The following is an 11,784-nucleotide window of genomic DNA, read 5'->3' as shown; positions in this document are numbered from 1 at the left end:
GGAGGTCAGCATGACAGACGGTATCTGGATCTCCCTGATCACGGCGGGCGTGACCGCCTTCTTCCTGCTCGGCGTGCCCATCTTCCTCGTCATCGGCCTGTGGGTGGTCGGCACCAGTCTGGTGATCGACTTCACGCTGGCCAATGTCGGCGTCACCCTCTTCCAGGGCCTGAGCTTCTTCGGCCTGCTGGCGTTACCGCTGTTCATCCTCACGGGGGACCTGATCAACGCGGCGGGCATCGCCAAGCGACTCTCCGACTTCGCCTACTCGACGCTGAGCTGGATGCGCGGCGGGATGGGCATGTCGACCCTCGGCGCCTGTGGCCTGTTCGCGGCGATTTCCGGCTCCAATGCCGGCACCACCGCCACCATCGGCTCGATCATGCAGCCCGAGATGGTCAAGAACGGCTATGACGAACGCTTCGCCGCCGCCACGGCGGCCTCCGGCGGCACCGTGGGCATCATCATTCCGCCCAGCATCATCTTCATCGTCTACGGCTTCATGATGAACCTGTCGATCAGTGACCTGTTCATCGCCGGCATGGTGCCGGGCGCCCTGATGGTGGTCGCGATGATGGGCGCCTGCTATCTGGTGGCGCGCAAGAATGGCTGGGGCCAGCTGCAGCCCTTCAAGGCCGGTGTCAGCGCCAGGCTGGCGCGCAAGGCCTATCTGGGCTTCGCGACCATCGGCGTGGTGGTCTACGGCATCTACTCGGGCAAGTTCTCGCCGACCGAAGCCGCCGCCATCACCGTGGGCTTCACCATGATCGCGGGGCTGTTGATCACGCGGGAAATCAGCCTCAGGAAGCTGCCGACCATCATGCTGCGCTCAGGCCAGATCGCCGGCATGCTGGCGCCGCTGATCGCCATCTCGGTGGTCATGCAGCAGCTGCTGTCGGTGCTGGGTGCCGGTCAGGCGCTGAGCGAGATGCTCAGCGGCATCGACAACTATTACCTGACGCTGGGCACCTGCATGCTGATCATCCTGCTGGCGGGCATGATTCTGGAAAGCCTGCCGGTGACTATCATCCTGGCGCCGATTCTCGCGCCCATCGCCCAGCAGGCCGGGGTCGACCCGATCCACTTCTCGGTCATCTTCCTGGTCGGTGCCGCCATCGGCTTCGTCACGCCACCCTTCGGGCTCAACCTGTACGTGGCCAGCAGCATCACCGGCATTTCCTACGTCAGACTGGTCAAGTACGTGATCCCCTACTTCATCGCGCTGATCGCCTGCTGGCTGGCCATCTGCCTGGTGCCTTCCCTTTCCCTGTTCCTGGTAAACCTGTAACACTAGCCTCATCGACAGCCCCGCGAGGGGCTGTCTTCGTCTCATCAGGGCAGCCTTCGCCAAGGGGCCCACTGCCGTGATGAATCGATGCACTGACGCCTTGCCACCCTGCCCCTGTCGGCCCCGGTCACCCTGAGTGACATGTGCCCGACAGCAGGATGAGGACACTAGATGAGCAAAGACACGCCCACCAATTCGACGCTCTTTCGCGCACTCGGCCTGCTGGAAGAAATCGTCACCACCCAGCACGCCGTCAGCGCTGCCGACCTCGAGAAGCGCTTCGACATCCCCAAGCCGACCGTCCATCGCCTGCTCAAGCAGCTGGAAGAACAGCAGCTGATCAGTCGTGATCTGGATGGCCGTCACCTGCTGCCCGGCCCGCGCTTTCGGCGCATGTCGCTGGGCGCACTGGCCAATGAAGGCCTCAAGGTGCCGCGCCGTGTCCTGCTGGAACGGCTGGCGAAGGAAGTCGGCGAGACCTGCAACCTGACGCTGCTCGATGGCCACGAGGTGATGTATTACGACCGCGTGGAAACCAACTGGCCGGTGCGCATCCAGCTGGCGCCCGGCTCACGCCTGCCGCTGCACTGCACCGCGAGCGGCAAGCTGTTTCTGGCGCTGATGCCACTGCATCGCCGCCGCGCCCTGCTCGCCCATCTGGCGCTGGAGGCCCACACGCCCTGCACCCTGACCTCGCGGGCCACGCTGGAAGAGGCGCTCGACACCGTGGCGCGCAACCAGCTGAGTACCGATGATGAGGAGTTCATCCAGGGCATGGTCGCCATCGCGGTGCCGGTCTTCGATGAGGTCGGCCAGATCCAGGCGACATTGGCGATCCACGCGCCGCGCCTGCGCCACTCCATCGACTCCCTCTTGGAGTGGGCGCCGCTGATGCGCCAGATCGCCACTGAGCTGGAAGGCACGCTCTGAGCCGCGCGCCTTGTGCGCACATGACGCATGAAATGATCCCGTCCAGCCCCGAGTGACACCTGAGCCACGCTGACGATGGGCCATGATCCAAAACGCTCGCCCCCGCAGACAGTGATTGTCTGCGGGGGCGAGCGTTTTTCATCTGCCAAATTGCTGAGTACCGCTATCCCTCAAGCGTCTCTCTCCACCGGCTCAGGGCGTCGGTACCACCACCACCGGAATGCTGGCGCGCTTGATCACCCCCTTGGTGACCTTGCCCGCATAGGAGGCCACGAAGCCGCGCTTGTTGGTGGCCATGATGATCATGTCGCAGTCATGGCGCGTGGCGTAGCGGATGATCTCCGAGGCCGGGTAGCCCTCCACCACATTCAGTCCGGCGATCACCGGGCGCGGGTCGCCGTTATCATGAGTGCTCCAGAAGTCCTCCAGCATCTTTTCCAGACTCTCCTTCGCCTGATCGAGCCGCTGCTGCATCAGGCCCTCCAGCGTCGGCTTGTGGCGAATGTTGACCTTGAGGGTGTTCATCACGTCATCCGACAGTGACTTGACGGTATGCAGCACATGCAGCTCGGCGCCCGTCGCACCCGCCAACCACACCGAGCGCGCCAGTACCCGCTCACAGTCTCCGCGCAGGCCTACACAACACAGAATTCGTTTGACTGCCGGCATCGTCCTTCTCCTCGTTCATTGCAGGGCTAGCGTTCAGATGGCGCTTCAGTAACCCATCACCCTGGGTAGCCACAGCGAGATTTCAGGCACATAGGCGATCAGGAAGATGGCCGCCACCGAGCCCGCCGCGAACGGCAATGCCTTCAGGGAAATCTCCTCGATGGAGGCCCCGCCTATCCCCGAGGCCACGAAGAGGTTCTCCCCCAATGGCGGCGTCTGGAAGCCGATGGCCAAGGCGCAGACCACCACGATGCCGACGTGCACCGGGTCCATCCCCAGCATGTACATGATCGGCAGCAGCACCGGGGTGAGAATCATGATCGCGGCCAGCGTCTCCATGAACATGCCAACGAACAGCAGGAAGAAGATGATCATCGCCCAGATGAGGTAGAGGTTGTCGGTCATCGCCAGCATGCCCTCGGCGATATGCGCCGGCACGCGCTGCTCGACCAGCAGCCGCCCGAAGACCGTCGCCGTGAACAGGATCAGCAGCACGCGACCGGTGATCCAGGTGGTGGTCTCCAGGGTGCGCAGCGTCGGCTTCCACTTGAGCTCCTTGTGCAGGAAGATGCCGACGATCAGGGTGTAGACGATGGCGACGATGGCGGATTCGGTCGGCGTGAAGAGGCCACTGTAGATGCCGCCCAGGATGATGAAGGGCGCCAGCATCGACCAGACACCCTTCTTCAAGGTGGCGCGAATATGGGGCCACGACCAGCTGTTGGTCAGCCCGCGATAGCCGCGTTTCTTCGAGATCACGTAGTTGATCATCAGCAGGAAGCCGGCGATCACCACGCCGGGCATGACACCGGCGATGAACAGTTTCGGGATCGACAGTGTCTGGAAGTCACCGTGCATGGCCACCGCTTCGGGCGGCGGCTGCAGGCCCATGCCGGAAATCCCGAAGATCACCATCGGGATCGACGGCGGAATCACCACCCCCAGCCCCCCGGAAGAGGCCGTGATCGCCGAGGCATAGCCACGGTCATAGCCGCGCTTGGCCATCGCCGGAATCATCAGCATGCCGACCGCCGCCGTGGTGGCAGGTCCCGAGCCGGAAATCGCACCGAAGAACATGCAGGCAAATACCGTAGCGGCGGCAAGTCCGCCCGTCACCGGCCCGGCGAAGGCCTCGGCGATATCGACCAGCCGTCGCGAGATGCCGGCGGCCTCCATCAGCGCCCCGGCCAGAATGAAGGCCGGTAGGGCCATCAGCGGGAAGGAGCCCACCGAGGTAAAGGCGATTTGCACGAACGCCATCGGGTTTTCATCGATGCTCAGATAGGTCGCCAGCGCCGCGACACCCAGCGAGACGGTGATCGGTGCACCCAGCACCAGCAGCAGGAAGAAGACGCCAAACAGGATGTAGATGATGGTGGAATCGATCATGACTTGCCGCCCTCCTGTCTGTCACTGGGCTGTGGATCAGTGGCCTGACCGTCACCGCCCTGCTTCAATTCCTCCATTGCCTGGGAATCCGGGTCCACGATGTCTTCCTTGCGCACGAACTTGAGATAATTGGTCTGGATGATGCGCACCGTCATGGCGGTAAAGGCCAGCGGCAGAATCAGATAGAAGTACTTCATCGGCACACCCAGCGTCTGTGACTTCCAGAACAGATTCATCTTGTTGAACACGAAGTCGTAGCTGTAATAGATGAACACCGCATTGAAGGCGATCCAGATGATATCGGTCAGCACACCGCAGAGGGTTTCCACCCAACGCGGCAGGAATCGAAACTGGAAGGTCACGCGGTTATGCGCCGACATGCGTGTGGCGTAGACGGCGCCTAGATAGGCAAACCACACGAAGGCATAGGTCGCCAACTCGTCTCCCCAGGGAATCGAGTAGCTGAAAAGGTTACGCAGCATGATCTGCGTGAAGAGAATGATGACGAACACCACCAGCAGGAACTGGCAGAGATAGTTCTCGATATTATCCAGAAACTTCAACAATACCCGCATGGATACACATCCCCCGACATCGCCAGCGATGACCACTTGACGCCACGTCTCCCCTGCCAGCGATCACATGTCGACGACATGCTCTTGGCATGCTCATGACAGGTGCCGGCAGGCAGGGGAATCCGGGCGGGCCTGGAGCCTCAGCAGCTCAGCGAATCATCAGGGCGCGGTGGACGGATCACGCCCGAGGGTCTCGAGCACCTCGACCAGCTTGTCGCGGCCGCCGATGCTGTCATAGAAGTCCGGCCAGATGCTGGAGGCCTTGGCGATCCATTCCTGCTCGTCATTGGCGGGCTGGGTGATGGTCATGCCGTGCTCTTCCACCAGTGATTTCTTGATGGAATCCTCGGTGGCCAGCAGGTAGTCATAGCTGTGCGACGTCGCCTCTTCACCAGCGGCCAGCACCAGTTGCTGGTTCTCTTCGCTGAGGCTCTGGAAGGTGCCTTCGCCCATGATCAGCGGTTCCATCGAGAACACGTAACAGCTGTCGGTGACGTGGTTCTGCACCTCATAGAACTTCATGGCATCGATGGTGATGTAGGGATTGTCCTGACCATCGACGACGCCCTGCTGCAGGGCGGTGAAGGTCTCGGACCACGCCAGCGGGTTCGGGTTGACGCCCCAGGACTGGTAGGAGGAGATCATGATCTCGTTCTTGGGCACGCGAATGACCATGCCTTCCAGGTCTGCCGGCGAGGCGACCGCCTGCTTGGAATTGGTCAGACGGCGGCAGCCGGAATAGGCCCAGCCCAGAATGCGGATACCGGAATCGCGCAGGGTGTTCTCGCGCAGCTCATCGCCTATCTTGCCTTGCGTCAGCGCCTTGGCATCGTCCGGGCCGTGGATGACATACGGCAGGGTCAGCACGCCGACGGTCGGCGAGAATGGCGTCAGGTTGTTGATCGCCACCACGGACAGGTCAACGAGCCCCATGCTGGCGTTGTTGACGGTATCCTGCTCGCTGCCCAGCTGGCCGTTGGGGAACAGATCCACCTTGATGTCGCCACCGGATTTCTCTTCCACCAGGCTTGCGAAGGTCTTGCCCAGTTCATACTGGGTGCCGCCGGCGGCATCGCCGAGGGCCATCTTCCAGGTCGCGGCATTGGCGCCAGCGGCCATGCTCAGGCTCGCGGCAGTCACCGCGATGGCCAGCGTGGACTTGAAGGCGCTGGTGCGAGATACGCTGGTGCGAGATACGCCAGTGCGAGTCAGCATGCGGAGGTCTGAAAGGGTCTGTGTCGAGTCGATCATCTTGTCTGTCCCGTCGTTATTGTTGTTGCGGGCTCCTGACGGCTGCGCGTGATAGCGAGCGGGGTACTGCACCTCATATCGTCAATGACTTCGCGTCTGCACCACTATCTCGCAGCGTCTCATGTCATTCACGATTGCCATCACCTGCTCATATACAGCCCCAGGAAAGGGAGTGTGAAGTCGCGTCGTGCTTGAACTGTGCTTTCGTTGTACCTGCCAGATCACTTTCTCCCCGTGCGCCATTCCTCGATAGAACCAGTCCGTCGGCATCGATGGGGCCAGTCCCGGCTGGCTATTGCTCTCCCGACAGGGGTCTGCCTCAATGAAGCCGTACCGGTGGCTGCCACCTCAGGGCTGGCAGTGTCCCGCGCGCCATTCACCGAGGGCGCGCCCAGGGGCAATCAGGTACAGAAAATGCATATAAAACGGGCACTTCCGCTGAAAAGTCCTCGTGACGACACGCTCGCGAAAACAATAGAGAACACGCATGAGCTATCCGCTGTTTCACCTCGATTCCTCGCGCAAGGAAAGCCTGCAATTCCAGATTCGCGAGCAGATTTCTCAGGCGATTCTCGAAGGCCATCTACCACGTGATGTCGCGCTGCCCTCCAGTCGCAAGCTGGCCCGCGAGCTGAATGTCGCGCGCAATACCGTGATGCTGGCCTACGAGCAGCTGCTGGAAGACGGCTTTCTGATCGCCCGCGAGCGCAGCGGTTACTTCATCAATCCCGAGATTCTCAAGGGTCGCGCCGACACGCCGGTGCGCCTCAATGATATCGAGGCCGACAGCCTCGACTGGGACGAGCGGCTGGCCTTCAAGCCTTCTGTGCAGCGCGCCATCGAGAAGCCCGGCGACTGGCACCAGTACGACTACCCCTTCCTCTATGGCCAGCTGGACCCGGAATTCTTCCCCACCCAGCACTGGCGCGAATGCAGCCGCGACTCGATGAGCGTGCCGTCGATTCGCAGCTGGTCGGTGGACCACCTCAACAATGACGACCCGCTGCTGATCGAGCAGATCCACCAGCGGTTGCTGCCCCGTCGCGGCGTCTGGGCAAGCCCGGAGGAAATCCTGATCACGGTGGGCACCCAGCAGGCGCTGTGGATCAGTTGCATGCTGCTGCTCAAGCAGGGCCAGCGCTTCGCGATGGAGAACCCCGGCTACGTCGACATGTACAACATCGCCAGCACCTTCACCGATGACATCCAGCTGCTGCCCATCGACGACAAGGGCATGCAGCCGCTGGAATCGCTCAAGGACAGCCGCCTGGTATATGTCACGCCCAGCCACCAGTCGCCGACGACCATCACCCTGCCGCTGGAGCGTCGCCGCCAGCTGCTGGACATGGCCGAGACCGGCAACTTCCTGATCATCGAGGACGACTACGAGAGCGAGAGCAACTACGCCGACAACCCGACACCCGCGCTCAAGAGCCTCGACCGCCACAAGCGCGTCATCTATGTCGGCAGCCTCTCCAAGACCCTCGCCCCCGGTCTGCGTCTGGGCTACATGGTGGCGCACCCGACCCTGATTCGAGAGGCCCGCGCCCTGCGCCGCCTGATGCTGCGCCATCCGCCGACCAACAATCAGCGTGCGGTAGGGCTGTTCATCGCGCGTGGCTATCACGACAGCCTGATCAATCAGATGCACCAGGTGATGCAGCGGCGTTTCCTGCTGATGCGTGACGCCATCCAGCGCCATCTGCCGATGATGAGCACGCCGGCCACCTACGGCGGCTCCTGCTTCTGGATGCACGGCCCGAAGAGTCTGAATGCCCACCGCCTGGCCGCCCTCGCCCGCGAGCAGAGCATCCTGATCGAGGTCGGTGACCTGCACTTCTTCTGTGATCGCAGCAGCCACCGCCACTACTTCCGGCTTGGCTTCTCGGCGATTCCGGAAGCACGCATCGAAGCCGGCATCCTCAAGCTGGCCGCGCTGGTGCCACTGGCGATGGAGGAGGCGCCGTCAGTTGCGGGCGCAGAGACAGAAGCGACGGAGATGGACGCAACGAAGACGGACGCACCGGAAACACAAGCACAGCCGTTACCCCCTCAACCCGCCCTGCCCACTCCCCACGGCCCATCACGCCGACAGCGCGCCAGCTAGCCTGATCCTTGCGAGGAGATGAGAGGCGAGGAGATGAAAGGTGAGGAGATGAAAGGTGAGGAGAAAAAGGCGAGGCGAGCCGCCGTATCGGCCATGGCCGAGGCAAACCCTGCCCCTCCCAAGCAACAACAACCCGCAATGATTATCTTCTGGACAACAAAGATGCTCCCGCACTGATCATGAAATCGATCAATGCGGGAGCATCCGGGTCATCGTGGCATCAGTGGCGAGTCACACCCTACTGCGCTTCATCCTTCATCGCGTACCAGCGATACAGGCAACGCTGGCCGGTGCGACGGAACGGCGCGAACAGCGGGGATTCGACCTTGTTGAGCACATTGGGATACGGCAGGCGTGACTGGAAGATCGGCAGTACGAGATCCGCCGCGTCCCTGGCGATCCACTGGGCGAGGCGCTTGCCCGCCTGGGCGGAATACATCACGCCGTTGCCGCCATAGCCCATGGCGTAATAGATGCTCTGCTTGGGGTCCGGCTGATGGATGCGCGGCATCATGTCGTGGCTGACATCCACCCAGCCCCACCAGGAGTAATCGACCTCGATGCCACTCAGCGCGGGGAACTTGCGGTGCATGTCGGCGATCAGCAGCTGCTCGTATTGCGCCTTGGGCGCGTCACGCCCCGAGACGGCACTGCGACTGCCGATCTGCAGGCGGTTGTCCGGCAGCAGACGATAGTAGTGGCGCAGCACGCGGGTGTCGGTGAGTACCTGATGGGTATGGAAGCGGGTCGCCTCGATTTCCTGCGCCGTCAGTGGGCGTGTCACCAGCGAGTTGGAGAGCACCGGCATCAGACGCTTGTCGAGCTCCGGATGCAGCTTGCCGGAGGTGTAGCCGCCGGTGGCCATGCCCACCGAGCGCGCCTTGACCACGCCACCCGGCGTCGTCAGATAGTGCACGCCATCGCGGGTCTCCCAGCTCTCCACCGGACTTGCCGGGTGCACCTTGACGCCCAGGCGGCGTGCCTTGCGCAGATAGCCGAAGGCCAACTTGCCCGGGTGCACGCCGATGCCTTCCGGCTCGTGCATCGCACCGCAGGCCTCTTCATCACCGACCCACTCATTGCGCACCGTGGCGCCATCGATGATGCGGGCATCGTAGTTGAAGGTCTCGCGCAACAGGCGCGCTTCCTTCTCCAGCCCCGGCATCATGCGCTCGCGATGGGCGATATACAGATGGCCGCCCGGCTGCGGATCGCAGTCGATGTCCTTGATCAGCTCCTTGAAATTCTCCATGCCCTCGACGCACTCACGGTGCAGGCCGTGGGCGGCCTCGAGTCCGTAACGCTCGATCCACTGCGAGCGCTTGAGGCGGCCGGTGGCGCACTGCGCCTGACCGCCATTGCGGGTCGAACAGCCCCAGCTGACCCGATTGGCCTCCAGCACGGTAGCCTTGATGCCGTACTTCTCGGCCAGCACGATGGCGGCGGTCAGCCCCGTGAAGCCGGAGCCGACGATCACCACATCGGCGTCGATATCGCCCATCACCGGGCCGTCGTCTGCCGGCGGCTCACCGGCGGTGGCTACCCAGTAGGTCGGCGCGTAGTCGCGCCCTTCGCCGGGGGTGGCACTCACCAGCGGGTCGTAGGCCGGGTCATACGGCCGCGAGGCCTGAGTGGCCGGACGCTGCTCTGATTCGTTGCCCATGTCCGACGGCCGGGCGCCGTGCTGCACGATAGTTTCCATCTCGAACACCTCCTCTCACCCACGGGGCGCACGCCATGACCTGACGCCATGACGCGCTTCCCCCGAGGCAAAGACAGCTTCAGAAACCTCTTCCCTGATCGGTGCGCCGCTGGCGCTCAGACGTTGACGGGCGGACGGTTCTTGCGGAAGGCGTTCTTGATCGCGATCTTGCCGTCACGCAGCGTGAATGCGTCGATCATGCGCGCTTCGCTGCGCGCGCCATCGGCAGTGGTGCCGGTATAGGTGCTGATGACGAAGCCACGCTCGCCATCGGCGAAGATTTCCGCGTCGATCCACTGGGCATCCGGCGCGTTCTGCCAGGCGGCGGAGAGGCCCGCACGCACGGCGTCCTGACCGGCGAAGGTCTTGCCTTCGAGTTCCGGCCCGGCGATGGCGAGGAATTCGCAGTCATCGGTCATCATCGACAGGCAGTCGTCGATGTCGTGACGGTTGAGGGCGTCGCAGAAGACGGTCAGCAGTTCGATGGTGGCTTGGTGAGTCATGGGTTCGGGCTCCGCAGTCTTGTTGTTGGGCTTGTTGTTGAGCAGATGAGCGGCAGCAAGCGCTGCGCCATGACCCGAGACTACGCCGACACTTGCACCGCCCTTTAGCACCAGTTGGCGGCCACCAATTGGGCCAGTTGGCACCAGCGGGGCTGCCCTGGTACCAACTAGTCTCATTGCGCCGCCTTGGGACGACTCAGCCCGCGAGGGCCGTGGGCGCTGCCACACCCGGTGGCATGAAGGCCTCCGCTGACATGAAGCTCTCGCGCCCGAGCAGGATGTCACTGAGCAGGCGCGTGGCGGCGGGCGCCAGCACCAGGCCATTGCGGTAGTGACCGGCATTCACGTAGAGGCCATCAAGCCCTGGCACCGCGCCGATGAAAGGCGTGCCATCCGGCGTGCCCGGACGCAGGCCGGCCCAGTGATGCTCCGGCGCCAGCTCACCCAGCGCCGGCAGAATGCTCGCGGCGCTGGCATGCAGCGACTCGCGCGCCTGCGCGGTGGTGGACTTGTCGAAGTCCTGATGCTCCAGGGTCGAGCCGATCAGAATCCGCCCATCGGCGCGCGGAATCACGTAGCGACCATCGCACAGCACCACCCGCGACAGCAGCGGCGCATCCACGCGGCAAAGCCCCGCCGCCACCGGATTGAACACCATCATCTGACCCTTCACCGGGCGCACCGGCAGCAGCACGCCGGCCGCGGCGAGCAACTTGCCACTCCAGGCGCCGCCACACACCACGACGTTGTCTGCGCTGACGGTCTCATCAACAAGCCGGACGCCCGTGACACGCGACGGCGTGGCAAGCACCAGCTGCGTGACCTCGCACTCTTCACGCACCCGGATACGCGGATGCGCCAGTAGACGCGCACGCAGCGCCTGACCGAGACGCGGATTGCGGATGCTGCCGAGCGTCGGCATCCACAGCGCCTGCTGATGGCCACTGACCAGATGCGGCTCGCGCGCGTAGAGCGTCTCACGCTCGATCACCTCCAGCGGCTTGTGCTGGGTGCGCGCCCAGTCCAGCGCCAGCGCCTCATCCTCGACCCGCAGGTAGATCAGGCCCTTCTGGCGGTATTCGGGGTCGATGCCGGTGGCGTCCTTGAGCGCCTTGGCAAGCCTGGGGTATTCGCCTTCTGACCAGCGTGACAGTGATGAGATGGCGCTCGAATAGCGCCACGGATACAGCGGCGAGACGATGCCACCACCGGCCCACGATGCCTCGCGTCCGCACTGACCGCGCTCCAGCAGCGTGACCGTCTGGCCGGCCTCGGCCAGCTGCCACGCCATCATCATGCCCATCACGCCGCCACCAATGATCAGGGTATCGCTCATCTGCCTTGCTCCTGCGGGGAATGAATAATCACAA

General features: G+C 63.3%; 10 protein-coding genes. 3 read left to right on the top strand and 7 right to left on the bottom strand.

The window, feature by feature from the left end:
- Positions 1-10: 10 nt before the first annotated feature.
- Both QD280_RS11550 and QD280_RS11545 read left to right on the top strand, forming a co-directional pair.
- Positions 11-1,288 (top strand): TRAP transporter large permease, encoded by a 1,278-nt coding sequence (locus QD280_RS11550; RefSeq protein WP_054555518.1) that lies wholly within the window; start codon positions 11-13, stop codon positions 1,286-1,288.
- Between the two features lie 171 nt (positions 1,289-1,459).
- Complete coding sequence (locus tag QD280_RS11545) at positions 1,460-2,218, top strand: IclR family transcriptional regulator (RefSeq protein WP_043331346.1); 759 nt, start codon at positions 1,460-1,462, stop codon at positions 2,216-2,218.
- A 192-nt stretch (positions 2,219-2,410) separates the two neighbouring features.
- On the opposite strand, the gene QD280_RS11540 is transcribed toward QD280_RS11545, so the two are convergent.
- The 4 genes from QD280_RS11540 to QD280_RS11525 form a co-directional block, all read right to left on the bottom strand.
- The gene (locus tag QD280_RS11540) at positions 2,411-2,887 is read right to left on the bottom strand and encodes a universal stress protein (RefSeq protein WP_043331347.1); all 477 of its coding nucleotides are present in this window, start codon (positions 2,885-2,887) and stop codon (positions 2,411-2,413) included.
- 45 nt (positions 2,888-2,932) lie between these two features.
- Positions 2,933-4,276 carry a TRAP transporter large permease gene (locus QD280_RS11535; RefSeq protein WP_197738683.1) on the bottom strand — a complete coding sequence of 448 codons (1,344 nt, stop codon included), beginning with the start codon at positions 4,274-4,276 and terminating at the stop codon, positions 2,933-2,935.
- On the bottom strand, positions 4,273-4,851 hold the full coding sequence (locus tag QD280_RS11530) for a TRAP transporter small permease (RefSeq protein ID WP_279839322.1): 579 nt from the start codon (positions 4,849-4,851) through the stop codon (positions 4,273-4,275). The genes QD280_RS11535 and QD280_RS11530 overlap by 4 nt, the downstream gene beginning before the upstream one ends.
- A gap of 159 nt (positions 4,852-5,010) precedes the next feature.
- The gene (locus QD280_RS11525; protein ID WP_279839321.1) at positions 5,011-6,066 is read right to left on the bottom strand and encodes a TRAP transporter substrate-binding protein; all 1,056 of its coding nucleotides are present in this window, start codon (positions 6,064-6,066) and stop codon (positions 5,011-5,013) included.
- Positions 6,067-6,589: 523 nt separating this feature from the next.
- Between QD280_RS11525 and QD280_RS11520 the strand changes: the two genes are divergently transcribed.
- Positions 6,590-8,209, top strand: a complete 1,620-nt coding sequence (locus QD280_RS11520; RefSeq protein ID WP_279839320.1) for a PLP-dependent aminotransferase family protein — start codon at positions 6,590-6,592, stop codon at positions 8,207-8,209.
- A 238-nt stretch (positions 8,210-8,447) separates the two neighbouring features.
- Here the strand turns inward: QD280_RS11520 and QD280_RS11515 are convergent, their stop codons facing one another.
- From QD280_RS11515 to thiO, 3 genes are all read right to left on the bottom strand, one after another.
- On the bottom strand, positions 8,448-9,911 hold the full coding sequence (locus QD280_RS11515) for an FAD-binding oxidoreductase (protein ID WP_197738684.1): 1,464 nt from the start codon (positions 9,909-9,911) through the stop codon (positions 8,448-8,450).
- A 116-nt stretch (positions 9,912-10,027) separates the two neighbouring features.
- A complete protein-coding gene (locus QD280_RS11510) occupies positions 10,028-10,414 on the bottom strand; it encodes a nuclear transport factor 2 family protein (RefSeq protein ID WP_279839317.1) in 387 nt (128 codons plus the stop codon).
- A 196-nt stretch (positions 10,415-10,610) separates the two neighbouring features.
- Positions 10,611-11,750, bottom strand: coding sequence for a glycine oxidase ThiO (thiO, locus tag QD280_RS11505; RefSeq protein ID WP_279839314.1), 1,140 nt, complete (start codon positions 11,748-11,750; stop codon positions 10,611-10,613).
- Positions 11,751-11,784 lie beyond the last annotated feature (34 nt).

The sequence above is a fragment of the Cobetia sp. 1AS1 genome (genome assembly GCF_029846435.1).
GTDB classification, from domain to species: Bacteria; Pseudomonadota; Gammaproteobacteria; order Pseudomonadales; family Halomonadaceae; genus Cobetia; species Cobetia amphilecti.
This window is presented reverse-complemented; position numbering and strand designations above follow the sequence as displayed.

Coding starts and splice junctions, on each gene's coding strand:
- QD280_RS11530 (WP_279839322.1), bottom strand. CDS start 4,851: ATGCGGGTATTGTTGAAGTTTCTGGATAATATCGAGAACTATCTCTGC.
- QD280_RS11535 (WP_197738683.1), bottom strand. CDS start 4,276: ATGATCGATTCCACCATCATCTACATCCTGTTTGGCGTCTTCTTCCTG.
- thiO (WP_279839314.1), bottom strand. CDS start 11,750: ATGAGCGATACCCTGATCATTGGTGGCGGCGTGATGGGCATGATGATG.
- QD280_RS11520 (WP_279839320.1), top strand. CDS start 6,590: ATGAGCTATCCGCTGTTTCACCTCGATTCCTCGCGCAAGGAAAGCCTG.
- QD280_RS11515 (WP_197738684.1), bottom strand. CDS start 9,911: ATGGAAACTATCGTGCAGCACGGCGCCCGGCCGTCGGACATGGGCAAC.
- QD280_RS11550 (WP_054555518.1), top strand. CDS start 11: ATGACAGACGGTATCTGGATCTCCCTGATCACGGCGGGCGTGACCGCC.
- QD280_RS11510 (WP_279839317.1), bottom strand. CDS start 10,414: ATGACTCACCAAGCCACCATCGAACTGCTGACCGTCTTCTGCGACGCC.
- QD280_RS11525 (WP_279839321.1), bottom strand. CDS start 6,066: ATGCTGACTCGCACTGGCGTATCTCGCACCAGCGTATCTCGCACCAGC.
- QD280_RS11545 (WP_043331346.1), top strand. CDS start 1,460: ATGAGCAAAGACACGCCCACCAATTCGACGCTCTTTCGCGCACTCGGC.
- QD280_RS11540 (WP_043331347.1), bottom strand. CDS start 2,887: ATGCCGGCAGTCAAACGAATTCTGTGTTGTGTAGGCCTGCGCGGAGAC.